The sequence below is a fragment of the Haloechinothrix aidingensis genome, assembly GCF_013450155.1.
In the GTDB taxonomy this organism is placed as follows: domain Bacteria; phylum Actinomycetota; class Actinomycetes; order Mycobacteriales; family Pseudonocardiaceae; genus Haloechinothrix; species Haloechinothrix aidingensis.
The window spans coordinates 392,546-415,584 of the sequence record NZ_JACCKD010000002.1; the positions used below are offsets into that span (position 1 = coordinate 392,546).

22 protein-coding genes are annotated in these 23,039 nt (G+C 69.6%); 6 read left to right on the forward strand and 16 right to left on the reverse strand.

Going from position 1 to position 23,039, the window contains the following annotated elements:
* Positions 1 to 6: 6 nt before the first annotated feature.
* Positions 7 to 1,953: a neutral/alkaline non-lysosomal ceramidase N-terminal domain-containing protein gene (locus H0B56_RS06385; RefSeq protein ID WP_343063780.1), complete on the reverse strand. Its 1,947-nt coding sequence runs from the start codon at positions 1,951 to 1,953 to the stop codon at positions 7 to 9.
* A gap of 122 nt (positions 1,954 to 2,075) precedes the next feature.
* On the reverse strand, positions 2,076 to 2,981 hold the full coding sequence (gene ligD / locus H0B56_RS06390) for a non-homologous end-joining DNA ligase (RefSeq protein ID WP_180891995.1): 906 nt from the start codon (positions 2,979 to 2,981) through the stop codon (positions 2,076 to 2,078).
* A gap of 235 nt (positions 2,982 to 3,216) precedes the next feature.
* Here ligD and H0B56_RS06395 point away from each other — a divergent pair, with 235 nt between their 5' ends.
* Positions 3,217 to 3,540 (forward strand): DUF3140 domain-containing protein, encoded by a 324-nt coding sequence (locus H0B56_RS06395; RefSeq protein ID WP_180892375.1) that lies wholly within the window; start codon positions 3,217 to 3,219, stop codon positions 3,538 to 3,540.
* Between the two features lie 142 nt (positions 3,541 to 3,682).
* On the opposite strand, the gene H0B56_RS22750 is transcribed toward H0B56_RS06395, so the two are convergent.
* On the reverse strand, positions 3,683 to 4,213 hold the full coding sequence (locus tag H0B56_RS22750; protein ID WP_246360909.1) for an STAS domain-containing protein: 531 nt from the start codon (positions 4,211 to 4,213) through the stop codon (positions 3,683 to 3,685).
* Between the two features lie 359 nt (positions 4,214 to 4,572).
* Here H0B56_RS22750 and mbp1 point away from each other — a divergent pair, with 359 nt between their 5' ends.
* Positions 4,573 to 4,815: a microaggregate-binding protein 1 gene (gene mbp1 / locus H0B56_RS06405; RefSeq protein ID WP_180891997.1), complete on the forward strand. Its 243-nt coding sequence runs from the start codon at positions 4,573 to 4,575 to the stop codon at positions 4,813 to 4,815.
* Positions 4,816 to 4,961: 146 nt separating this feature from the next.
* Entirely contained in the window at positions 4,962 to 5,297 is a 336-nt protein-coding gene (locus H0B56_RS06410; protein ID WP_180891998.1) for a plasmid stabilization protein, read from the forward strand.
* 76 nt (positions 5,298 to 5,373) lie between these two features.
* On the opposite strand, the gene H0B56_RS06415 is transcribed toward H0B56_RS06410, so the two are convergent.
* Positions 5,374 to 5,562: a hypothetical protein gene (locus H0B56_RS06415; RefSeq protein ID WP_180891999.1), complete on the reverse strand. Its 189-nt coding sequence runs from the start codon at positions 5,560 to 5,562 to the stop codon at positions 5,374 to 5,376.
* Positions 5,563 to 5,733: 171 nt separating this feature from the next.
* On the opposite strand from H0B56_RS06415, the gene H0B56_RS06420 reads away from it, so the two are divergent.
* Positions 5,734 to 6,537: a GAF and ANTAR domain-containing protein gene (locus H0B56_RS06420; RefSeq protein WP_180892000.1), complete on the forward strand. Its 804-nt coding sequence runs from the start codon at positions 5,734 to 5,736 to the stop codon at positions 6,535 to 6,537.
* Between the two features lie 37 nt (positions 6,538 to 6,574).
* Here H0B56_RS06420 and H0B56_RS06425 read toward each other — a convergent pair whose 3' ends face one another.
* Together H0B56_RS06425 and H0B56_RS06430 are read right to left on the reverse strand one after the other, a co-directional pair.
* The gene (locus H0B56_RS06425; RefSeq protein WP_180892376.1) at positions 6,575 to 9,145 is read right to left on the reverse strand and encodes an ATP-dependent Clp protease ATP-binding subunit; all 2,571 of its coding nucleotides are present in this window, start codon (positions 9,143 to 9,145) and stop codon (positions 6,575 to 6,577) included.
* A gap of 366 nt (positions 9,146 to 9,511) precedes the next feature.
* Entirely contained in the window at positions 9,512 to 10,210 is a 699-nt protein-coding gene (locus H0B56_RS06430; protein ID WP_180892001.1) for a hypothetical protein, read from the reverse strand.
* A 116-nt stretch (positions 10,211 to 10,326) separates the two neighbouring features.
* Between H0B56_RS06430 and H0B56_RS06435 the strand changes: the two genes are divergently transcribed.
* The gene (locus H0B56_RS06435; protein WP_343063781.1) at positions 10,327 to 12,480 is read left to right on the forward strand and encodes an ATP-dependent DNA helicase; all 2,154 of its coding nucleotides are present in this window, start codon (positions 10,327 to 10,329) and stop codon (positions 12,478 to 12,480) included.
* A 91-nt stretch (positions 12,481 to 12,571) separates the two neighbouring features.
* Positions 12,572 to 12,946: a hypothetical protein gene (locus H0B56_RS06440; RefSeq protein ID WP_425484499.1), complete on the forward strand. Its 375-nt coding sequence runs from the start codon at positions 12,572 to 12,574 to the stop codon at positions 12,944 to 12,946.
* A gap of 9 nt (positions 12,947 to 12,955) precedes the next feature.
* On the opposite strand, the gene serB is transcribed toward H0B56_RS06440, so the two are convergent.
* The 10 genes from serB to H0B56_RS06485 form a co-directional block, all read right to left on the reverse strand.
* On the reverse strand, positions 12,956 to 14,197 hold the full coding sequence (gene serB, locus H0B56_RS06445; protein WP_180892003.1) for a phosphoserine phosphatase SerB: 1,242 nt from the start codon (positions 14,195 to 14,197) through the stop codon (positions 12,956 to 12,958).
* The gene (gene ctaD, locus H0B56_RS06450; RefSeq protein ID WP_180892004.1) at positions 14,194 to 15,975 is read right to left on the reverse strand and encodes an aa3-type cytochrome oxidase subunit I; all 1,782 of its coding nucleotides are present in this window, start codon (positions 15,973 to 15,975) and stop codon (positions 14,194 to 14,196) included. The genes serB and ctaD overlap by 4 nt, the downstream gene beginning before the upstream one ends.
* Positions 15,976 to 16,313: 338 nt before the next feature.
* Positions 16,314 to 17,057 carry an alpha/beta fold hydrolase gene (locus H0B56_RS06455; protein WP_180892005.1) on the reverse strand — a complete coding sequence of 248 codons (744 nt, stop codon included), beginning with the start codon at positions 17,055 to 17,057 and terminating at the stop codon, positions 16,314 to 16,316.
* A 166-nt stretch (positions 17,058 to 17,223) separates the two neighbouring features.
* Complete coding sequence (locus tag H0B56_RS06460) at positions 17,224 to 17,523, reverse strand: hypothetical protein (protein WP_180892006.1); 300 nt, start codon at positions 17,521 to 17,523, stop codon at positions 17,224 to 17,226.
* A 37-nt stretch (positions 17,524 to 17,560) separates the two neighbouring features.
* Positions 17,561 to 18,694 (reverse strand): alkaline phosphatase family protein, encoded by a 1,134-nt coding sequence (locus H0B56_RS06465; RefSeq protein ID WP_180892007.1) that lies wholly within the window; start codon positions 18,692 to 18,694, stop codon positions 17,561 to 17,563.
* Positions 18,695 to 18,849: 155 nt separating this feature from the next.
* Positions 18,850 to 20,625 (reverse strand): 3-hydroxybutyryl-CoA dehydrogenase, encoded by a 1,776-nt coding sequence (locus tag H0B56_RS06470; protein WP_180892008.1) that lies wholly within the window; start codon positions 20,623 to 20,625, stop codon positions 18,850 to 18,852.
* Between the two features lie 146 nt (positions 20,626 to 20,771).
* Positions 20,772 to 21,110, reverse strand: a complete 339-nt coding sequence (locus tag H0B56_RS06475) for a J domain-containing protein (RefSeq protein WP_180892009.1) — start codon at positions 21,108 to 21,110, stop codon at positions 20,772 to 20,774.
* Positions 21,107 to 21,493, reverse strand: coding sequence for a hypothetical protein (locus H0B56_RS06480; protein WP_180892010.1), 387 nt, complete (start codon positions 21,491 to 21,493; stop codon positions 21,107 to 21,109). The genes H0B56_RS06475 and H0B56_RS06480 overlap by 4 nt, the downstream gene beginning before the upstream one ends.
* A 40-nt stretch (positions 21,494 to 21,533) precedes the next feature.
* Positions 21,534 to 21,668, reverse strand: coding sequence for a hypothetical protein (locus tag H0B56_RS23200; protein WP_281373601.1), 135 nt, complete (start codon positions 21,666 to 21,668; stop codon positions 21,534 to 21,536).
* Positions 21,669 to 21,805: 137 nt separating this feature from the next.
* Positions 21,806 to 22,750, reverse strand: coding sequence for a hypothetical protein (locus tag H0B56_RS06485; protein WP_180892011.1), 945 nt, complete (start codon positions 22,748 to 22,750; stop codon positions 21,806 to 21,808).
* Positions 22,751 to 23,039: the final 289 nt, after the last annotated feature.

Sequence of the window (23,039 nt, forward strand, 5' to 3'; positions counted from 1 at the left end):
CGCCCCTCAGCGCCGCACCTCGAACGCGGCTGAGGTTCCGGAGAACGGCACCGGCGCGCGCCCGGGAGCGTCGAGGCGGTCGCCGTGATGCACGATGCGGTACTGCCCGCCCGGGGTGTCCTCTGGTACGTCCCAGGTGATCGTGGCCGTGGCCGGTCCGGCGATCCCCCTGCGCCAGTGGTACCGGGTGGACCAGTCCCCGTCATCGGCGTGCCGTAGCCACCCGCCGCCGTGCCACCGCTGCACCTCGACGAACGTCCCGCCACGGCGCGGGTCGTTGCCGGGATGACCGGTCACGAAGGTGACGCGGACGCGTTCTCCGGGCGCGTACCGGACGCCTGGCCCGCTCAGTACGACGCCGAAGCCCGTGCCACGGTCACGGTCGCGGCGGGAGCGCCTGCCCGCACGGGTATGCCGTCGGGGCCGCTCCCTCGGGACCGGCCCGGTGCCGAGCTCGCCGCCGGTACGCAGCGCGGTGGCCAGCGCGGCGAACTCCTGCTGGTAGGCGGGCAGGGTGTAGCGGCCGAACAGCGTCGACCCGCCTTCGTACTGCTGGGAGTCGTACTCCTCGGGCGTGGTCACGTACTGGCTGTAGGCGTTCGCGTAGCCCTGGAGCACCACATCGTCGAGGTCGACGCCGAGCTCGCGGGCGCAGGTGCGCCGGATCCGCAGACCCGCGACGATGGTGAACTCGGCGGGAGCCGCGGCGAGGTAGAGCCCGCCGATGCGCACGAGCTGCACGGGAAGCACATCCGGAGTCCACGGGCGTGGCTTGACCCGCCCCGCCGGTAGGACGCCGAGCTTGGGGGCCTGCTCGCCGGCCAGCGACCGCACGCCCGCCCACCGCGGGCGCCCGCAGGCGTCGAAAGCGGGGTTGCGCAGCCCTTCCGGGATGCCGATGCCGGGACCGTCCTCGACGCTGCCTGCCAGCGTCGGAAGGCCGATGGCCGCGGGCACCGTCCGGTGCGTTCTGCCGTCCGGTGTGTACTCCCCCGAGACGGTCATCGCTGACATGTCGACATAACGCATCCGGTAGTCGAGCCCTCCGGCGAAGGAGGTACCGGCAGCCGCGTAGGCACGCATCGCCGCCGAACACTGCCGCTGCCCGATGATGCGGGTGTTGGCGAACTCGTCACGGGTGGGACCGGATCCGGGTCGCAGGTCCAGGTTCGGGGACATGTCCCCCGCGTTGGTCTGCGCGAAAGCCGCGACGAACCCCGGTTCGCCCGCGAGGTAGTCCACACCGGAGTGCTCGCGTTCCCAGGCGTACGCCGCGTACCCCTTGTTGTCACCGCTGATCAACCGGTTGCGGTTGGTCAGCGAGGTGCCGTGCGTGGCGAACCAGCTGATCGACCCGACGTCGGTGCCGTGCTGGGCGAGCCGCAATACCGTGACGGCGGGGTCGATGGCCCCGGGGAAGTGCGCCCTGTCCCGCGCGGGGTTGCGCAGGAACGCAGGCAGCGACCGGTTCGCGCTCGCATCGGTCAGCTCGGTCCTGCCCAGCCGGATCGAGCCCGGCCGGACATCCTCGTGCGCGACGCTGATCGCCTCGGTGATGCCGTCAACGACGGCGCGGTACGTCCGCTCCCGGAAGCCGGGGATCGCCAGGTTGTAGGTGGCGTAGTCGGAGTACCCGCCGGGGCCCGCGTGCGTGTGCGTCGCGGTGAGCAGAACGTTCCGTTCGGAGTAGAGCCCGGCGTAGCGCTCCGCGAGCGCGGCGAGCACGCCCTGGTGCACGGCCTGGAAGATCATCCCCAGGTCGGCGACGACGAAGGCGATCCGCCGGCCGGACGTGTGGTCGACCACGACGAACGCGCGGGCACGCAACCGCTGATGGATACCGGCCGTGCGCTGCTGGGGCCTGGAGTAGCCCATCATGCCGTCGCCCGCGGCCACCCCGGTCACATCGGCGATGCCCCGCCCGACCCCGAACTGCCCGGCTCCTGACGCCACCCTGACACCTCGCTATCCGCCCGTTCCACGAGCACACTGAACATGAATAGTAGTCATGCTAGCGGGGTCGCGTGGAGCTTCCGGGCGGCAACCATACGTGCTCGGGCGCCGGCAGCGCACCATCACTCGGCGGCGCCGGTGAGCCCGGCAAGCCGCTGCCGCGCTGACGTGGCGGACGCGGCGAAGCGGTGTATCCGCGCCCAGGGGTCCTGCTTGCGCGCGAGCCGCTTGGGAACGCTGCTGATGTCCCAGCCGTCGGGTCGCGCCCTGCCGAGCTCGTCCCAGTCCAGCGGCACGGCTACCGGAGCGCCCGGCCGGGAACGCAGCGAGTACGGCGTGATGAACGTCTGCCCGTAGGTGTTGCGGTTGGTGTCCAGGAAGATCCGCCCACCCCTTCGCTCCTTGCGGTGCGCGGTGGTCAACCGCTCGGGGTCGTTCGCGGCCAGCGTCTCCGCCACCGCACGGGCGAGCTCGCGCACCGTGCCGTCCCCGGCGGAAGCATCCAACGGAACCACCACGTGAAAGCCTTTACCGCCGGTGGCCTGCACGAACGGCTCCACGCCGAGATCGTTGAGCAACTGCCGGGTACGGCGCGTCACACTGCGCACCTCGCCGAGCGAGACGCCGGGTGGCGGGTCGATGTCGATGACCATCCGGTCCGGCCGCCCGAGGGCGCCGACCGTCGCCGGCCAGACATGGAACTCGATCGTGGCCTGGTCGGCGAGGTACACCAGTGTCGCGGCACCGGAGCCGACAACCGCGGTCTGCGTCCCACCCTCCCTGAGCGGGATCTCGGCGTAGTCGATCCACTCCGGAAAGTGCTCCGAGGCATCCTTCTGGAAGAACCCATCCGCATCGATGCCGTCCGGGAAGCGGCGCAGCGTCACCGGGCGCCCGCGCAGATGCGGCAGCATCGCCCCGGCGACGTTCCGGTAGTACCGCACCACGTCCCCTTTGGTGACCCCGTCCGCGCCGAAGAGGACCTTTCCGGTTCGCGAGACGCCGATCTCGCGCCCCTCGACCAGCATGATCGCTCCCTTCCCGGTGTGCACGCCGCTGTGGCGTGCCCGGAACCCGCTGGCTCGGACTTACCCGATCCGCGCCTCCCGGAAACCGGGCGAACGCACGGGCGCACTCGCCAAGGGGTCCACGAGCGCCGCCCGAGTGACGGGCGCGTTCGGTGGGAACTCCGGATACGGGAGCGATCCGTGACAGATCGCACCGCGGGATACCGCGTACCTGACTCCGGAGGTGACATCGATGATGGATGAGGCGTTGTGGAACGAGTTCCACGAGGTGGTGAACATGTCCTCGAGGGAACTCGCCGAGTGGCTGCGCACCGAGTCGGCCTCGCCCCGCAGCGAGCGGGACCCCGAGCACGCCGGCAGCGTCACCGGGCAGCAGGTGCTGCGCATCCTGCGCAAGCGCAAGGCCGACCTGACCGGCGACGATCTGGGCGTGATGCGGCACGTCGTCGACCGCGTGCGCGCAGAACGCCGTGACGATCTCGAGCCCGCTGCGGGTGACTCCGTGTGGCGGCACCGGCTCATGGACCTCGGCCACGATCCGCTCCGTACGGTGGAATGAACCGCTCGGTACCTCGCGCCACGCCCGTGATCGTCGATGCCGTGGTACGGGCTGCCCAACGAAGCGTGCCGCACTGCCCGACACGGGATGCCGCACTGCCCGACACGGGGTGTCGGTTTGCCCGACACGGCAGGGGCTCACCTCACGCGAGGCGGATGTCGTCAGCTCGCAGCGTCACGACGCCGTCCGCCGAGGCGTGGAGGTGCTCCACGCGAATTCCCCCCGCGCGTAGGGCCCGCTCGACGCAGCGGGGCCCGGTGACCAGCCGGAAACTCATGCCCTGGTGTTCCGCACGCAGCGCGGCTCGGACCAGGACATGGACTCCGGCAGCACCCAGAAAGCGCACTCGAGACAGGTCGATCACCAGGGAACGAACCTTGGATACCAGGCGCGGCGCCAGAAGTTCGTCCAGATCCGGCGCGGTAGCGGCATCGACCTCGCCCCGCACGTGAACCACGCTGGAGTCCCGGTCCGGATGGGATGTCCAGAGCCACAGTAGCCGAGCCCTGTGTGCGCGGTCCGCGTGCCGGACCCCGCTTACCCCGGCAGTGCTTTCGGGAGTGTCGAAGAGAGTACGTGACGTAGCAGCACTCGCGATTGTCGGCGCGGCCACGGGAACCTCCCTATGAATCGGGAACACTCCGAGGAAGCTCGGGGGTGACCGCGTGATCATCGATGAAGGGTCGGCCCCACCTGCACAAGCATCCCCGAAGGTGTGCCTTGGCTGTAGGGCTCAACCACTTCCCTTGATAACACGACGATAACGAGCATGTCGAGGCGTTCGCCCGTGCCTGGCACACGGGTAGGCGTGAGCAGGGCCGTCGACGACACCGAGAAGGAGCTGTGACAGAGCACGTCACTCACGAGACCGCACGTGCGCAAGGAGGCCACGGACAGCGTCAAGGAGGGCATCGAGGTGACCGAGGGAAGGGCACAGTCGTGTCAGACGCGAAACACGCTGAACGCCGTGAGTTTCCCGGCCGCTCCCACCGGGTAGGCCCGTGAACGGACCCGCTGTGAAGGAGGTCGACGATGGCTGACCAGGACGGCAGCAACGAAGGCGTGAAAGGCGCCATCGAGAACATCAAGGGCCGCGTCAAGGAGACCGCGGGGACGCTCTTGGGCCGCGACTCCACGGAACGTGAGGGCAAGGCACAGCAGGAAAAGGGCCAAGCCCAGATGGAGGTAGCGGAGAAGTCCGAAGAGGCCGAACGTGCCCGCGAGGAGGCCGCGCGTTCCGAGCGCGACGTGCGCTCCGAACAGTCGGATCATTAGCGGCCCCCGGACAACGGAACAACGCCATGAGGGATCCCTACCGGGTCCCTCATGAGTGTCCCGGTACCCGGTGCCGGCTATCGAGCTGTCCGAGCCTCGAACTCGAGTAAACAGCACGTCGGCAGCCAGGTCAGGAGGTGGCAGCCGTGCCACGGCAAACGTGGAACACCAAGCAGGAGCGCCAGTACGAACACATCAAGCAGCAGGCCGAGCAACGCGGCTCGAGCACCGAGCGCGCGGAGGAGATCGCCGCGCGCACCGTGAACAAGGAGCGCGCCCGCTCGGGGCACGCGAGCCGGCAGAGCAAAACGTCTACTGAGGACATTTCCTCGCACCGCCGCGGCGGAATCCGGTCCGGCAACCGGTTCGGCGCCGTCGGCCGCACGAAGGAGCAGCTCTACGAGGATGCTCGCCGGGCGAACGTCAAGGGTCGCTCGAAGATGACCAAGGCGCAGCTGGAGAAGACCTTACAGCGCACGTAACATAGCGCGGACCGTCCACAGTGCGGGCCCGGTGGGACCGACCCGGTGGCCGCGCGCTCGCGTCCCGATGCGACGTTCAGCGCGAGGACTGCCGGGCGGAGGTCCGTCCGCTCGCGGATTCCTCGTCCGCCACGCGCACGGCCTGCTCCTCCGCCCCGAAGTCACGCTCGGCACCCGCCGACTCAGCCGACTCCGCGCTCTGATCGCCCCAGAGGTGGCGCTCGTCCGGTCCGGTGAGCTGGCCAGCCGTTCGCGAACGGCACACCCGCGTTCACTGCTCATCCTCACCGTCCTCGGCATCATCCGGTTCGCCGTCCGGCATGATGTAGCTGAATCAGGTGAACGCGGTGGGGCCGCCATCGCGACTGGTAGGATTATCAGCAGGTCACTGACGAGGGTCGCCCGTCAGGAGCCAACCGAAGCATTCGCGCCGGGTATGCACGGACCTGCCGCGCGGCTGCCTCTCGCGAAGGAAGGCAAACCCATGGAGCCGGAGGACGGCGCTGGTCCGCGGGACGCCGGCGACCACGGCGTGCTCGACGAGGCGACGACGGCACTCGACGCCCTGTTCGCCGTGATCGACGAGGAACAGAGCCTCACCGTGACGCTGGATCGCGTCTGTCAGCAAGCCATCCGGGCGCTCCCGGACGCGACCATGGCCAGCGTGAGCATGTTCGAGGACGGCAAGCCGACGACCGCGGCGTCCACCAGCCGGTCCGCCCTGGACATCGACGCGGTGCAGTACGAGGCCGGGGCCGGTCCGTGCCTGCTCGCGGCCACCAGCGAGACCGTCGTGAGCTCACGCGACCACGATCCGGGGCGACTGTGGCCCGAGTTCCACAGGAAGGCACAGGAAGCGGACGTCACCAGTTTCCTCAGCGCCCCACTGCGAATCGACTCCGAGTACTTCGGTTCGCTGAACCTCTACAGCTGCGTCGAGAAGGGGTTCGCCGAGCTGGAGGTCGCGGTGCTCGACGTGTTCACGACGGCTCTGGAGGGCACGCTGCGCAGCATGCGCCGTTACCTGAAGGCCAAGCAGCTCACCGATCAGCTCTACGAGGCGCTGCGGTCGCGTCCGGTCATCGACCAGGCCAAGGGAATCCTGATGGCCGCCAAGAACATCACGGCCGACGAGGCGTTCGCCGAGCTCACCAGGCACTCGCAGCACGAGAACATCAAGCTGCGCGAGCTGGCCGCGCGGTTCGTGGCCGAAGCCTCCCGGCCCGATACGACCGGCTGAGGCGGGCCGGGAGGCGCATCGTCGCCGCGGGTGCGTCCTACCCGTGTCCGGCGCCCAGCTCGCCGCTGCTCGCCTCCGCGGCATCGGTGGACACGGCGAAGCCGAGCTTGCCGTTCTCGGCGCCGACCCGTACCACCGAACCCGGCGGAGCCGTGCCGTCCAGCAGCAACCGGGAGAGCTCGGTGCCGACCTCGCGCTGGATCGTCCTGCGCAGCGGCCGTGCCCCGTACTCGGGCTGGTAGCCCGCGTTCGCGAGCCAGTCCACCGCCTCCGGGTCGAACCGCAGCTCCACGTTCTGCGCGCGGGCCCGGCGCTTGGTCTCGGTCAGCATCATCTCGGTGATCTCGCGCAGCTGCGCGGTCTCCAGGCGACGGAACACCACGACCTCGTCGATCCGGTTGAGAAACTCCGGCCGGAATTCGTCCCGCAGCTTGCGCATGAGGCGATCGCGCAAGGTCTGCTCGCCCTCCTCCTCGCGGACGGCGGCGAACCCGAGCGCGCCCTGGGTACTGCTGGTCACCAGCTCCGAGCCGAGGTTGCTCGTCATGATCAGCACGGTGTTGGTGAAGTTCACCGTGCGCCCCCGGCCGTCCGTCAGCCGCCCGTCGTCGAGCACCTGGAGCAGGACGTTGAACACCTCGGGATGGGCCTTCTCGATCTCGTCGAGCAGCACAACGGAGTACGGTTTCCTGCGGACCGACTCGGTCAGCTGACCGGCGTCGTCATAGCCGACGTAACCCGGCGGCGCGCCGACGAGCCTGCTTACGGTGTGGCGTTCGCCGTACTCGCTCATGTCGATCCTGATCATGCGGTCGGAGTGACCGAAGAGTCCTTCCGCGAGCGCACGCGCGAGCTCGGTCTTGCCGACCCCGGTCGGACCGAGGAACAGGAAGCTTCCGGACGGCCGGTCCGGCTCGGCAAGCCCCGAACGGGACCTCCGCACGGCCTCGGCGACCGCGTTGACGGCCTCGTCCTGGCCGACGACCCGGCCGTGCAGCTGCTCCTCGAGGTTGAGCAGCCGCTCGCGTTCCTCCTTCGTCAGCTGGCTGACCGGGATCCCGGTCAGCCGGGAGATCACCTCGGCGACGTCCTCGGCGGTCACCTCGCCGGCGGGCGGGCCACCGTCCTGGCTCCGCGCGCTCTCGATACGGTCACGGACCTGCTTGATCTCGTCGCGCAGCGTCGAGGCCCGCTCGTAGTTCTCCTCGCTCACCGCCTGGTCGCGGTCACGGACCAGCTGGTCCCGGGTCTCCTCGAGCTCCCGAACCGAATCGGGACGCCTGCCGAGGCGAACACGGACCCTGGCGCCCGCCTGGTCGATCAGGTCGATGGCCTTGTCCGGCAGGAACCGGTCCGTGATGTAGCGGTCGGACAGGGTGGTTGCGGCATCGAGTGCCTCGTCGGTGAAGCGCACCTGGTGGTGCGCCTCGTACCGGTCCCGCAACCCGTGCACGATGGCGAGGGTGTCCTCTGTGCTCGGCTCGGGCACGAGGATCGGCTGGAAACGGCGCTCCAGCGCGGCGTCCTTCTCGATGTGGGAGCGGTACTCGTCCAGGGTCGTCGCGCCGATGACGTGCAGCTCGCCGCGGGACAGGGCCGGCTTGAGCATGTCGGCGGCGCCCAGCGTGGACGACGCGCCGTCCGTGCCCGCGCCGACCACCGTGTGCAGCTCGTCGATGAACACCACAAGCTCGTCGCGGTGGCTGCGGATCTCGTCGAGCAGGTTCGACATCCGCTCCTCGAAGTCACCGCGGTAGCGCGTTCCCGCGACCATCGCACCCAGATCGAGCTGCATCACCCTGCGCTTGGCGAGGATGTCGGGAACCTCGCCGTCGGTGATGCGCTGTGCCAGCCCCTCGACGATCGCCGTCTTACCGACACCGGCCTCGCCGATGAGCACCGGGTTGTTCTTCGTACGCCGGGACAGGACCTCGACGGCCTGCTGGATCTCGTCGTCCCTGCCGATGACGGGGTCGATCGAGCCGTCCCCGGCCAGGGCGGTGAGGTCACGTCCGAACTGGTCCAGGGTCGCGGTCTTGGAGCGCTCCGCGCGCTGCCCACCGGGGCCCGGCGCCTCGCTGGCCTGCGGTTGCTGCATCCCCTCCGGACTGACCCCGTGGCGGGCCAGTATCTGGCCGGCTGCCGACTCGGCCCCCGCGGTCATCGCGAGCAGGATGTGCTCCGGTCCGATGTAGCTCGTACCGAGCCCGCGGGAGACCTGGTGCGCGTCAAGCAGCACCCGCTTGCCGCCCGGGCTGAGGGTGACCGCCTGCTGGCTGTGCTCACCCTTGCGCACACCCTGCTCGATCTCGCGCGCGATGGCGTCCGGTTCGGCCCCGGCGCGCTCGAGCAGCTCCCTACTCCCCGGGGTCCGTGTCGCCGACCACAACATGTGCTCGGTGTCGAGTACGTCGTTACCCCACTGCGCGGCGCACTCGGCAGCGGAGGAGACCAGCGCGCGTGCCTGTTCACTCATCAGCCGGGTGACATCCACCGAGTACGCGCGCCGTCCAGGACCGCCACTGGGCCCGCCACCTCCGAAGAACTGCGCGAGGAACTGATCGAACGGGCTACCGCCTTCCTGCCCAGGACCGAAGAATCCGGTCATCATTACCTCTCAGCACGGCGAGACTGATGTTGTCCCTATCCCTCGCCGCACGGGTTCCCGGCCGGTAGCGGGCAGCAAACTTTCCGCCCGAGCACGCGAGCTCGCGGGCCTTCGGGGCGTACGAGGGCCACCGGTCCACAGTGGCGGTCGTGTCAGCGATCCGGTGGACCTCGTTTCCGTGCCGGGCGGCGCCGGAGGCACAACGCCCTACCTCCGCACAACCACCCGATATACGACCCCGCCGACTACCTGTTGAATCGGCGGGGTCTTGATTCCATGAACGCCCGGGCGCACACGGAACCCGCCAGCCGGGTACCACCGCTCACCGGACCGAAAACGCACGAGCCTTCCGCACGGCGGCGCTCGCTAGCCGAACGGGTCGCAGCTGACCGACCCGACCACGATCTCCCCGCTGTCCGGACCGCCCTCCGGGAAGAGCTCGATGCGCATCGCGTTGAGCGTCATGCTCCCGTCCGGCGGACTGGGTGTGACCATCTCGTTGACCACCACCCGCGCCAGCGGCGGCTGCGACTCGTCGGGACCGTGCACCAGCACCGCATGGTTGGACGGGATGTCCGAAGGCACGTCGATGCCGCGCACGCCGCGCAGCTCGACGCTGCCTTCGCTGCCGCTGTCCACCGTCCGGCAGCCGGCCGAGTAGGACGAGACGCGCAGGATCGGGCCGCCGTACTTCCGCAACACCCTGCTCGTGAAGGCGCGCCCGGACGTCTCGGCCTCGGCGGCACCGGTTCCCCCGGTGTCCCTGCGGCACCGGCTGCTGCCCCGACCGAAGCTGGCGACCCGGTCCACGGACACCGCACCGGACTCGGCTTCGGACTGACCGTCCACCTCGCACGGCGCGATCGGGTCCTGCCGTACCCGCTGCCCATCGATCTCCGCGTCGACACTACCGACCGATGCCGAGGACACCGGCGACGCCGATGCCTCCGGGGGCTGGGACGCGCCCTCGATCGCTTCGGTCGTCGAGGTCATGCCGGTCAACGAGGCGGTGACGAGCGCGCAGGCACCCACGACCGCGATCCGGTTCCGTATCGCTTGAGCCATGACCACACTATGGCCCACGTCCCGGAAGCGTTGTCCCGTCATGACGGGACAACACCCGGTCGGGTGCTTACCCGGGGTCGTCGGCCGCGTGGCGCGCGGCGGTAACGTTACATACCGTGCCGGAGACATCGTCCACCCTTCCCACCGTTCGCGAGCTGCTGACCACGGCGGTGGCGAGTCTCGGCGGAACCGAACGGGACGGCCAGGTCCGGATGGCCGAGGCCGTCCACCACGCCATCCGCACCGGCGAGCACCTCGCGGTGCAGGCCGGAACCGGTACCGGCAAGTCACTCGCCTACCTCGTACCGGCGATCCGGCACGCGGTCGAACGCGACAGCACGGTCGTCGTCTCCACGTCGACCATCGCGCTACAGCGCCAGCTCGTCGACCGCGACCTGCCCAAGCTCTCGGCCGCACTCACCGAGTCGCTGGGCAGGGAACCGGAGTTCGCCATCCTCAAGGGCCGCGGGAACTACCTCTGCCTGCACCGCATCGACACCGGTGCCCCGGAGGAGCCCGACGACGGCCTGTTCGACCCGTTCGCCGCCTCCCGAGTCGGCAGGGAGGTCTCGAGGCTGCACGAATGGGCAGGCCAGACGCTGGCCGGTGACCGGGACGAGCTGGTCCCCGGGGTCTCGGACAGGGCGTGGCGCCAGGTGTCGGTCAGCGCACGCGAGTGCCTCGGCGCGACCCGGTGCCCATCCGGTACCGACTGCTTCGCCGAGTACGCCCGCGCGGAGGCCGGTCGCGCGGATGTGGTGGTGACCAACCACGCGCTGCTGGCCATCGACGCGCTGCAGGAGCACCAGGTGCTGCCCGAGCACGGGCTGGTGATCATCGACGAGGCCCACGACCTGGTCGACCGGGTCACCTCCGTGGCAACCGCGGAGCTCACCAGCGCGATGATCACGACCGCCGCCAAGCGGTGCGGAAGGCTCGTCGACGCCGAGATCGCAGACCGGCTGATGGAGGCGGCCGACGGGCTGACCATGGTTCTCGACGATCTCCCGGCAGGCAGGCTGGACACCGTGCCGGAGAACCTCGCGGGCGCGGTTCCCGCCGTGCGCGACGCCGCGCACGCCTGCCTGACCGCGCTCGGCACCGAGCGCAAGGAGGAGATCGCCGAGGAGACCGCCCGCAAGCTCGCGCGCACGCTGCTCGAGGAGATCCACGACACCTGCGTGCGCATCCTCGAGTCGTTCGAGCCCCCGCTCGCCGAGCGGCGCGACGTCGTGTGGTCCAGCGGCGAGCCGGGCGGCGAAGGCCGCCGCGCCCCGACGTTGCGGGTGGCGCCCCTTTCCGTCGCAGGTACGCTCCGGGACCGCGTCTTCGGCGCCCGAACCGCGGTGCTCACCTCGGCCACCCTGGCACTCGGTGGCTCGTTCGAACCGCTCGCCCGCAGGTGGGGACTGCCCCCTTCGGACTCGAGAGAAGCCCCAGGAGCCGGCCAGGGATCCGGTTCTGGAGACGGTTCGGCAGCCGGCTCCGGCGACAGCGCACCCCGAGCGACGCGGGACAGCGGCACGGCCACCGAGGTAGCCGCACCCTCCGACAGCGACCGGATCAGCTGGAACGCGCTCGACGTCGGCTCGCCGTTCGACCACGCCCGCAACGGCATCCTGTACCTCGCCAAGCACCTGCCGCCGCCCGGACGGGACGGGCTCGGCGAGCAGTTGCTCGACGAACTGACCGCGCTGGTCGAGGCCGCCGGTGGCCGCACGCTCGGGCTGTTCTCCTCGATGCGGGCGGCCAAGCAGGCTGCGGAGGCCCTGCGGGAGCGTGTCGAGTACCCGATCCTCTGCCAGGGTGACGACGCGACCGGCCTGCTGGTCAGCTCGTTCAGCGAGGACCCTGCGAGCTGCCTGTTCGGCACGCTGTCGCTGTGGCAGGGCGTCGACGTGCCCGGCGACTCGCTGCAACTGGTGGTGGTCGACCGGATCCCGTTCCCCCGCCCGGACGACCCGGTCCAGTCCGCGCGCCAGCGCGCGGTGGAGGCCCGGGGCGGCAACGGCTTCCTCACCGTCTCGGCCACCCACGCCGCGCTGCTGCTCGCCCAGGGCACCGGACGGCTGCATCGCACGAGTACCGACAGGGGGGTGGTCGCGGTGCTCGACTCCCGGTTGGCCACTGCGCGGTACGCGGGGTTCCTGCGAGCGTCCCTCCCGCCGTTCTGGCAGACTACCGACCCCGAGGTCGTCCGGGCGGCCCTGCGCCGGCTCGACGAGCAGGCGGGCACCCGCACTGCCGGTAGCGGCACCGAGGCGGGGTGAGCCGCTGCCACGCGGGTGCCGCGCTCGCCGACGAGCGCGACGAACACGGAGGGCACCCGACGTAAACACCCTGAAGGCGCCGCGTTACGGTATGCCAGCAGTCACCGAGAAGGAGCCATCGTTGTCTCAGGATCCCCCGACAGCACAGTCCCGCGCGGTCACCGTGGACGACACGGGAGTGCGCCGTCAGCTCGCTGACGGCAGCAAGGAGGCGGTCAGCTGGGATGAGCTTTCGGCGGTCATCATCAGGGTCATGCCGGACAGCCCCTGGGACGAGGACGTGTTCCTGATGCTCGCCGGCAACGACGGCACGGGAACGGCCGTGCCGAGCAGCGACCCGGCGGCCGACGCGCTCATCGAGCGGTTGCAGACCCTGCCTGGGTTCGACAACGAGCGGTTCATCGAGGCCATGACCACCGAGGCCGACGAGGCCTACGTGGTGTGGAAGGCCGAAGGCGAGGCGTGAGCCCGGCCGCTACGGGCGGATCAGCTCGAGGCCTTCCTCGGCGTCGGCGGCTTCGATCTCGGCGCGGGTCACACCCATCATGAACAGCACGGCGTCCAGGTACGGGTAGCTCAGGCTGGTGTCGGCCACCTCCCGTAGCGCGGGCTTGGCGTTGAACGCCACCCCCATACCGGCCGCGGAGAGCATGTCGATGTCGTTGGCGCCGTCACCCACAGCGACGCTCTGGGTCAGCGGGATCTCGTACTCGTCGGCGAACCGCTCGAGGGCACGAGCCTTGCCCGCCCTGTCGATCGGCTCGCCGAGGACGCGGCCGGTGATCGTCCCGTCCACGATCTCCAGCTCGTTGGCCGCGATGAAGTCCAGCCCGAGCTCGTCGCCGAGGCCCTGGATGATCCGGGTGAACCCGCCGGATACCACCCCGCAGCGGAAACCGAGCCGCTTGAGTGTGCGGATCGTGGTGCGCGCTCCCGGGGTCAGCGTGATCGCGTCGGCGACCTCGTCGAGCGCGCCTTCCGGCAGCCCCTTGAGCAACGCGACCCTGCGTTCGAGTGACTCGGTGAAGTTCAGCTCGCCCCGCATGGCCGCCTCGGTGATGCGGGCGACCTCGTCCTCGACACCGGCATGCGCAGCCAGCATCTCGATGACCTCACCCCGGATCAGCGTGGAGTCCACGTCGAAGACCACCAGGCGCTTCGCGCGGCGTGCCAGCCCTTCCCGCTCGACGGCGATGTCCACGCTCTCCTTCGCGGAGACATCGGCCAGCACCTCCCGCAGGTCGGCGTCGGCCTGGACGCCGTTGCCCTCCGCGCCGTCCGGGACCGAGACGTGCATCTCCAGGCCGGTCACCGGGTAGTCGGCGACACCGCGGATCGAGTCGATGTTCACGTCGAGCACGGCCAGCCTGCGGGCGACCTCGCTGAACGCCCGCGCGGTCACCGGACGGCCGAGTACCACCACGACGTGGCTGGAGTCGCTCCTGCCGGGAGCGAACGGGTCGTCCCCGATCTCCGCTCCGATGCGCACATCCACGCGCATCGAGACCGTGGCCATCGCCTGCTCGACCGACTCCTGCAGCGCCTCGGGGTCGTTGTCCACGTCCACGAGCACCCCGAGCACGAGCTGCCCACGGATGACGACCTGTTCCACGTCGAGCACGTCGACGTCGTGCCGGGTCAACACCGCGAACAGTGCCGAGGACACGCCTGGCTTGTCGGGTCCGGTCGTGGTGATCAGGACAGGTGTGGTGCTCACTTGGTATCCGGGTTCGAGTCGGGTTCGGGTTCATCCGTCCCGGCCGCCGACTGCGACCCGGACGGCGCGCTCCCGTTCGGGTTCTCGAGCGCCTTACCGGTGAAGGAGATGTGCCCTTCGCTGTGCAGCCGCTCGATCATGTGCGGGTAGTGCAGCTCGAACGCGGGACGCTCGGAGCGGATCCGCGGCAGCTCGGTGAAGTTGTGCCGCGGCGGCGGCGAACTGGTCGCCCACTCCAGCGACGCCCCGTGTCCCCACGGGTCGTCCATATCGGCGACCTCGCCGAACCGGTAGCTCTTGAACACGTTCCACAGGAACGGAAGCGTGGACAGGCCGAGGATGTAGGCGCCCATCGTGGAGACCACGTTCAGCGTGGTGAAGCCATCGCTTTCCAGGTAGTCCGCGTACCGCCGCGGCATGCCCTCGTTACCCAGCCAGTGCTGCACGAGGAATGTCAGGTGGAAACCGACGAAGGTCAGCCAGAAGTGCATCTTGCCGAGCGGCTCGTCCAGCATCCGGCCGGTCATCTTCGGGAACCAGAAGTAGATCCCTGCGAAGGTGGCGAACACGATCGTGCCGTAGAGCACGTAGTGGAAGTGCGCCACCACGAAGTAGCTGTCCGAGACGTGCCAGTCGATGGAGGGCGCGGCCAGCAGGATGCCGGTCAGCCCGCCGAGCAGGAAGGTGACCATGAAGCCGACGGAGAACAGCATCGGCGTCTCGAAGGTCAGCTTGCCCTTCCACATCGTGCCGATCCAGTTGAAGAACTTCACGCCGGTCGGCACCGCGATCAGGAAGGTCATGAAGGAGAAGAACGGCAACAGCACCGCACCGGTCGCGTACATGTGGTGCGCCCACACCGCTACGGACAGCCCACCGATGGCGAGTGTGGCGAAGACCAGGCCCTTGTAGCCGAAGATCGGCTTGCGGGAGAAGACCGGGATGACCTCCGAGATGATCCCGAAGAAGGGCAGCGCCACGATGTAGACCTCGGGGTGGCCGAAGAACCAGAACAGGTGCTGCCAGAGGATGACCCCGCCGTTGGCCGGGTCGAACACGTTGGCGCCCAGCTGGCGGTCGGCGAGCAGCCCGAACAGGGCCGCGGTCAGGATCGGGAACGCGAGCAGGATGAGGATGCTGGTCACGAGGATGTTCCAGCAGAAGATGGGCATCCGCCACATCGTCATGCCCGGCGCGCGCATGCAGGCGATCGTCGTGATCATGTTGACCGCACCCAGGATGGTGCCGAGACCACTGACGACCAGCCCGGTGATCCACAGGTCGCCGCCGACCCCCGGCGAGTTGATCTCGTTGGACAGCGGGGTGTAGGCGAACCAGCCGAAGTCGGCGGCACCGCCGGGGCTGAGGAAGCCCGAGATGACGATGAGCCCGCCGAACAGGAACAGCCAGTAGGAGAAGGCGTTCAACCTGGGGAAGGCCACGTCCGGCGCGCCGATCTGCAGCGGCAGCACCATGTTGGCGAAGCCGAACACGATCGGCGTCGCGTAGAGCAGCAGCATGATCGTGCCGTGCATGGTGAACAGCTGGTTGTACTGCTCCGCCGAGAGGAACCGCAAACCGGGGTCCACCAGCTCGGTACGGATGAGCATGGCCATCGCGCCGCCCAGCATGAAGAAGGCGAACGCCGTGACCGTGTACATGATGCCGATCTGCTTGGGATCGGTTGTTTTGAACAGGGACAGAAGATACGAACCCTTCGGCCCGGGCGGCGCCGGGGCCGGCCGCGTCGCAATCGGCTGGGGGGTTACTGCCGTCACTCCTGCCTCCTGCAGTTCTGCTCTGTTCGCCACCTCGTCCACGCGCACGGCGTACCGCCGGTTCCGCGACTTGAGGCGATCCTAGCTTTCGCCGATTTCACGGGGACGCGCCGGTTGGGATTATCACGTGCCAGGGGCCGGGCAACCGGGCGCCGACGTCACCGCAGGTAGCCCTGACGAGGCCACGCGCTCGCTCGCGACTCCCGCGTGTGGCGACCGCGCGGTCAGGCGCGCCCGAGCGGCCCGCTGTGCTCCGACTCACGCTACCGGAACGGTATATAACGCACCAACCGGACACCGACCGGTGCGTGCCGGCTCGGCAGGGCCGTGCGTGTGGCTCACGGCAGCCAGTCGAGCACGGTCTTGGCCACCGACTCCGGATCCTCCAGCGGGCTCAGGTGCCCTGCCCCCTGCACCGTGGCAAGCGTGGCGTTCGGCAGCGCGTCCACCATCGCCGTGGCCTCCGCCATCGGTGTGAGCTGGTCCTCGGCACCCATGATCACCAGGGCGGGCACATCGGCCGCGCGTAGTGTCTCGGTCGAGTCGGGCCGGTCGGCCATGGCGCGCAGCGCCCACGCGATACCGGCGCTCGGCTGCGCGTCGACCAGCTCCCGCACCCTGGCGAGCACCTCGGGACGCTCGGCGTGGGTGGTGGGGCCGACGAGGACGGACATCATGTTCTCCGCCAGCCAGCCCTGGTGCCCCTCCCGCATCGCACGCTCGGCCGTTGTCAGCCGGTTGGCGCGTGCCTCGTCGGTATCGGCGCTGGCCTTGGTGTCGATGAACACCAGCCCTGAGACCCGTTCCGGGGCCTTACGCAGCACGGCCATGGTCAGGTAGCCGCCCATAGAGCAGCCCCCTACCACGGCCCGGTCGATACCGAGCCGGTCGAGCTGAGCGAGGACGTCGTCCGCCGCGTCGTCCAGGCTCGGCGGCGCCTCGGTATCGGGCAGCGTGGCCGTACCGAGCCCCCGCTGATCCGGGGTGACCAGCCGGGCGCGGCGCGAGACCCGCTCGGCTAGCCCGTCCCACATCCGCGAGTCCAGCGGAAAGGCGTGCAGCAGTACAAGGGGATCATTCATGTCGGACTCTTCACTCCAGTCTCGTCACCAAACGCCGCCCGTCACCCGCAGCCGGCGGCCGCGACCCTCCTGCCGGGAGGCCCCGTCCACCGGCTTGTGCACAGCCCTCCGGGAGTGTCGTGCTCATGAGCTCCGCTTCCTCTCGTGCGCGTCGCGGGAGCGACCCTCACCACCCGCGCGGTGGCTCCCGCCTGTCCCGTGCCCGCCAGCATCCCGTGTGCCAGTGCCTGCGCTCGGTGACGGACCCGGTCGAGTCGGCGGGCCAGGCCACGATATGCGGTGTTCCCGGCCGGATCTCATGATCACACCCCGGGCACCGGTACAGCTTGGCCGCGCCGGATCCCGGGACGTTGCGCACGATCCAGTCACCGTCGGCACCAGGCTCCGTCGTAGCCCACCCCGGCGCGATAGGCCGTTCGGCATGCGCCTTCTTGCGGGATCGGTTGGGGCGGTTACGACGCGGCATGCACTCGACGGTAACGCGCCAACGGACAGGAGAGGCGCTAGCGGTGCGCGAGCAAGAGGGGCACGAGTTGCTCGGCAGGGGTTACCGACCCGTGGTGCCCGCGCAGCGAGGACTCGATGGGCTCTTCCGACCCGCGCAGCACGCCGGACTGCCCGCGCGCGGCGACGACGACATCGCCGATGCGCTGCCGCGCCGTGTCGCCGACCCGGGGGCCGAACCAGCCTGCCTCGATCGCTGCCTCCCGTTCGAGCACCCACGCCCGCTCACCCAGCGTCTCGCGCCAGGCAGCCAGCACCTCCGCTGACGCGCCGGCCTCCGCGTAAACGTGCCGGGCCCGCACCTCCCCACCCAGCGCGCGCACGCCCGTGGCCAGCGCGGGCGTGCTGTCGGCGTCCACCGCGGTGTCGTCGACGGCGACCATGCCGTGGTCGGCGACGACGGCCAGCGTCGTCGCCGGTGGCAGCTCCTCGAGCAGCGACGCGACGAACCGGTCCACCTGGCGGAGCTGGAAGCGCCAGGCGAGCGACCCCGGGCCGTAGAGGTGCCCGATGAAATCCAGGTCCGCGTGATAGGCGTAACACAGGCCGGGTCCGGCTGCGAGCACCTCGGCCGTCGATGCCACCAGGTCCCCGACGCCGTGCACGCCGGTGTAGGGGGCGCCGCGCAGGACGGCGCGGGTCAGACCCGAGTCGGCGAACGCCGCTGCCGAGACGACGTGGACGTCGACGCCGTCCCGCCCCGCCCGTTCGAACGCGGTCGGCAGCGGCTGGATCTCCTCCGGGCTCAGCTCGGCGCGCAGGTCGCGTCCGTAGGGGTGCTGGTTCCAGCGCAGGGCGTTGACCACCCCGTACTCCCCGAGCTCGAAGGAGTAGCCGACCATGCCGTGCTCACCGGACCGCGCGCCCGTGCCCACCGCGGCGAGACCCGCCGCGGTGGTCGAGGGGAACCCGACGTGCAACGTCCCGGCGCGCAGGGCGTGCAGCGTGGGCGCGTCGGCCGCGTGCTGGTCGAGCAGCTCGGCGCCCAGCCCGTCGATGAGCAGCACGCACGCCGACGAGCACCGCGGCAGCTCCAGCGTGTTGTCGAACCCGTGCGCCCCGAGCGCGGCCAGCAGTGAGGGCACGACCTCGGCCAGGTGAGCGGTATCCGTGTCCACCCGAGGCACAGTCATGTCACGAACCTTCCTTCGCACGCGCGATACCGGCGTCGGTCCACACCCGACCGTGCCACACGCGCAGGCGGCGCCGGTCCCCGCGGCGGACATCGGCCCGGCGAAGCTGCCGGGAGTACCTCCCCGGAGCTCCTCCCGGGCTCCGGCCGTAGCGCTCAGCCGTAGTCCCAGAACCCCTTGCCGGTCTTTCGGCCCAGGCGTCCCGCGGTGACCAGCTGCTCGAGCAGCGGCGCCGGGGCGAAGCCCGCCTCCCGGAACTCGTCGTAGAGCGTGCGCTGGATGGCCAACGACACGTCCAGCCCGACGACGTCGAGCAGCTCGAACGGCCCCATCGGGAGGTTGCAGCCGACCTTCATCGCCGTGTCGATGTCGGCGGCCTCCGCGTAGTGCGCCTCGAGCATCTTCACCGCGTCGTTGAGGTAGGGGAACAGCAACGCGTTGACGATGAAGCCTGCGCGGTCGCCACAGGAGACCGGGTGCTTGCCCGCCTTGGCGCACACCTCGCGGACCGTCGCTGCCACGTCCGCCTCGGTCGCCACGGTGCTGACCACCTCGACGAGCTTCATCACCTGTGCGGGGTTGAAGAAGTGCATCCCGATCACGTCACCGGGCCGGGACGTCGCGGCCGCGCACTCGATCACCGGCAGCGAGGATGTCGTCGTCGCCAGCACCGCGCCCTGCTTGACGGCGGCGTCGAGCGAGGCGAACACCTCCCGCTTGACGTCGATGTCCTCGGCCACTGCCTCCACGACCAGATCGGCCTCGGCCAGCGCGGAGAACTCGACGACAGGGGTGATGCGGGCCAGCACGTCGGTGGCGTCGGCCTGCGCGAGCTTGCCCTTGGACACCGCCTTGTCCAGCGACTTGCGCACGGTCTCGATCGCCTCCTCGGCCTTGGGCACGGAGCGGGCCCGCAGCAGGACGTCGTAGCCGCGCTTGGCGAAGACCTCCACGATCCCGCGCGCCATGGTGCCGGTACCGACGACGGCGACCGAGCGCACCGGGCGTGCCGACCCGGCCTGGACGGCGTCGCCTGCCGAGCGCGCGTCCGGGACGACCGTCGGCGAGTCCGGCTCCTCGTAGGTGTAGAAGCCGCCAGCGCTCTTGCGGCCGAGCAGCCCCGCCGAGATCATCTGCTTGAGCAGCGGCGCGGGCGCGTGCAGGCGGTCCCGCGACTGGCGGTACATCGACTCCAGGATCTCGTAGGCGGTGTCCAGGCCGATGAGGTCGAGCAGCGCGAGCGGTCCCATCGGGTACCCGCAGCCGTAGCGCATCGCCGCGTCCAGATCCTCCCGGGTCGCATAGCGTTGCTCGTACATGCGCACGGCGTGGTTGAGGTAGCCGAACAGCAGCGCGTTGGCGATGAAGCCCGCGCGGTCCCCTGTCACGACCGGGGTCTTACCGATGCGCTCGGCGAAGGCCTCCACATCGGGGACCACCTGCGGATCGGTCACCACTGTCCGGACGACCTCCATCAGCTTCAGCACCGGCGCGGGGTTGAAGAAGTGCATGCCGATGACCTTGTCGGGACGCGTGGTGTGCACGCCGAGCTCGGTGACCGACAGCGAGGAGGTGTTCGAGGCGAGGATGACGTCCGGGCGGGTGATCGTGTCCAGCTCGGCGAGGATCCCCGCTTTGAGCTCGGGACTCTCCGGGACGGCTTCGATCACCAGATCCACATCCGCGAGGTCGGCGAGCGCGGTCGTGTACCGGATGCGTTCCAGCAACGCGTCCCGGTCCGCCCCGTCGAGCTTGCCCTTGGCCAGCGCGCGCGAGGTGGAGTGCTCGATGTGCGAGCGAGCCCTGGACACGCCCTCGTCGTCGATCTCCACCCCGACAACGGCGATCCCACTGCGGGCGATCACCTCCGCGATTCCGGCACCCATGGTGCCCAGACCGACAACGCCAACGGACTCGAACACACGACCCACGGTCGACCTCCCACACGGCTGGCTACTCGTCAGTAGTAGCCCTTGATAGTGCCATGGAACACACCGGGAAGGCCATCGCTGACGCGGAGGTCGTCAACGGGGTCGGCAAACGGGGGTCGTCGACCGGGTCGACGGCGGGGTCGGTCTCAGCGGTGCCTGCGGACCGGACCTGCCCGAACATCCGGCTCCGGCTGCCGGGGTGTGCGGTGCACGCGCACGGGCACCTCGGTCGGTTCCGGACCGGTGCGCCGAGCACGGCGGGTACCGGCGTGCCGGGCGCGGTCGTGCTCGGTACGGCGCCCGGGGTCGCGCAGCCTCTCGTAGGCGTCCACCACCTCGCCGAGCTTCCCGGAGTCGCCGTCCGGACCATCCGGATGCAGGCCCCGCACCAGGCGCCGGTAGGCGCTGGATATCTCGCGCTGCGTGGCGTCCGGGCTCACACCGAGAACGGCGTACGGGTCACGCTCGGCACCGTGCGCACTCATGGGACATCACCTGCCACATCGGGGGACACGGCCGGATACACCCTGCTGATCGCCGTGTAGTACTCCCGCGCGGCGGCCTCCGCCTGTTCGAGAGCCTTCCGGGCCGTAGCCAGCTCGCGATAGGCGCGGGCGACCGTGGGGCCAGGGTCCTCACCGGACACCTCGCTGAGCACGTTCCGTTCGCCGTACCGGCTCGCCTGCTCGCCCAGGATCGCGGCCAGCTCGGCGAGGTCCCCGCTCAGATGGGTCAGGTGCCACCCGGCGTCGCGCAGCTCGACCTGGGTGGGCACCTCCTCGATCTCGACGTGTTGGATGGCGTTGCGGATCTCGCTCGCCGCCGTGTCCAGCGACGTGCTGATTCGTGGCCGCTCGGGACCGTTCACCAGACCTCACCTCCCACGCGGACGTGCCTTCCTCGCCGGGTCACTCGTCCGCGGGCACTGCCGGGAAGTTCATCGAAACGATCTCGTCGAACTCTGAGCGCAGCCATGCCGGCTCGCCGTAGACGACCCGGCCGAACGCGTCCCTGTCCGGTGCCGGTGGCGTGTTGTCCCGCATCGCGCCTCACCCCGTTCATCGTGCCCAGCCACAGAGCTCTTCACGATCATCCGGAACGACACTTTTTCTATATCATCCAATACAAGTTTCGTCAAGTACACATATAGACTTGCATGCAATACTCGGAACAAGATCGTTCACGCCGTAGGCAGTTCGGGCGCCACCGCCTCGGCCACCTCGGTCGCGCTCTCGCACGCCGCATCGGTACTTTCGGCCTCGCTGTCGGTCACGCTCACCTCGACCAGCTCGGCGTGCTCCTCCTCGATCGAGCGATGCTCCCACTGCACAGAACACCGGTCCACCTGCGGGGAGACGAGCGCGACGGTATCCTCGCCGAGCTCTGTCTCGCGCGTGTCCTCAGTAGACACCGTCGGCCTGCCGAAGCGGTAGCTCACCGATACGTACTCGGACGAGCCGCGCCACTGGCACCTGAATATCGTGGCGAGCTCACCTTCGGCATCATCCTCGTCGAGTACACCCCTGGCCACGTCGTCGTCGACACCGTCACAGGGATCGACCGTGCGCAGCGAGCCGTGCGGAGTGTCCAGCCGCGGGGGATCATCGAGAATCGTGCGGACCGCGCCCGCCACAGCCGTGTTGCCCGCCCGGCACGGCTCGCCGCCCTGGTACTGGACGGATGCCCGGATCCCCAGCTTCGGCTCCTGCGAGGTGATGGCCGTGACGAAGCACGTGTCATCCTCCAGCGTGCTCTCGATGAGCGGCAGGCCTTCCACACCACCGGTAACCTGGTTCAGTGAGTCGTTGATCTGCTCATCGAGCCTGAGACGCACATTCGCTTCCTTGCCGCCAGGATCGGTCACGGTAACCGAGCATTCCCCGATACCGAGCTCGTCCGGAAGGCCGAGCGGACCACTCGGCTCACCGACCGAGCCCAACTCCCCCAGCTGCTCCTCACCGACCAGCTGACAGGTGTCCACCGTCCGCAGCTCGGCCGGTGCCAGCGCGGGTTCATCGGGAGGCTCCCCGGGGATCGGCTCCTGGCCGGAGTCACCCGGCTCCACGGGCACCGTCGTCCGTTCGAAGTGAGCCTTACGCAAATCCTCCCCGCCACAGCCACTCACCGCGAGAAGCAGAACGACACCGGAAACGACGAACCATGCGGAACGGATGGAGACAGCACAGCGCACGAGGCACACGTTAGCACCGGGCGCGCGGCACGGAGGGCGGTCAGCGCAATCCGGCCCGACGGGTGCCCGGCGGCAATGATGCGCTGTACCGCTACGCCCCGACCGGCTGGCTCGACGAGCCCGACTCGTGAGACGCCTTGCCGGTGGCGACGATCTAACCCAGGTCGCAACCAGACTGTGTATGAGTCGGGTGGCTGTGTGTGGTCGGCGTGTCGTTGCGGGG

Coding starts and splice junctions, on each gene's coding strand:
- ligD (WP_180891995.1), bottom strand. CDS start 2,981: ATGCTGGTCGAGGGGCGCGAGATCGGCGTCTCGCGAACCGGAAAGGTC.
- H0B56_RS06395 (WP_180892375.1), top strand. CDS start 3,217: ATGGATGAGGCGTTGTGGAACGAGTTCCACGAGGTGGTGAACATGTCC.
- H0B56_RS22750 (WP_246360909.1), bottom strand. CDS start 4,213: ATGATCACGCGGTCACCCCCGAGCTTCCTCGGAGTGTTCCCGATTCAT.
- mbp1 (WP_180891997.1), top strand. CDS start 4,573: ATGGCTGACCAGGACGGCAGCAACGAAGGCGTGAAAGGCGCCATCGAG.
- H0B56_RS06420 (WP_180892000.1), top strand. CDS start 5,734: ATGCACGGACCTGCCGCGCGGCTGCCTCTCGCGAAGGAAGGCAAACCC.
- H0B56_RS06425 (WP_180892376.1), bottom strand. CDS start 9,145: ATGACCGGATTCTTCGGTCCTGGGCAGGAAGGCGGTAGCCCGTTCGAT.
- H0B56_RS06430 (WP_180892001.1), bottom strand. CDS start 10,210: ATGGCTCAAGCGATACGGAACCGGATCGCGGTCGTGGGTGCCTGCGCG.
- H0B56_RS06440 (WP_425484499.1), top strand. CDS start 12,572: ATGCCAGCAGTCACCGAGAAGGAGCCATCGTTGTCTCAGGATCCCCCG.
- H0B56_RS06455 (WP_180892005.1), bottom strand. CDS start 17,057: ATGAATGATCCCCTTGTACTGCTGCACGCCTTTCCGCTGGACTCGCGG.
- H0B56_RS06460 (WP_180892006.1), bottom strand. CDS start 17,523: ATGCCGCGTCGTAACCGCCCCAACCGATCCCGCAAGAAGGCGCATGCC.
- H0B56_RS06465 (WP_180892007.1), bottom strand. CDS start 18,694: ATGACTGTGCCTCGGGTGGACACGGATACCGCTCACCTGGCCGAGGTC.
- H0B56_RS06475 (WP_180892009.1), bottom strand. CDS start 21,110: ATGAGTGCGCACGGTGCCGAGCGTGACCCGTACGCCGTTCTCGGTGTG.
- H0B56_RS23200 (WP_281373601.1), bottom strand. CDS start 21,668: ATGCGGGACAACACGCCACCGGCACCGGACAGGGACGCGTTCGGCCGG.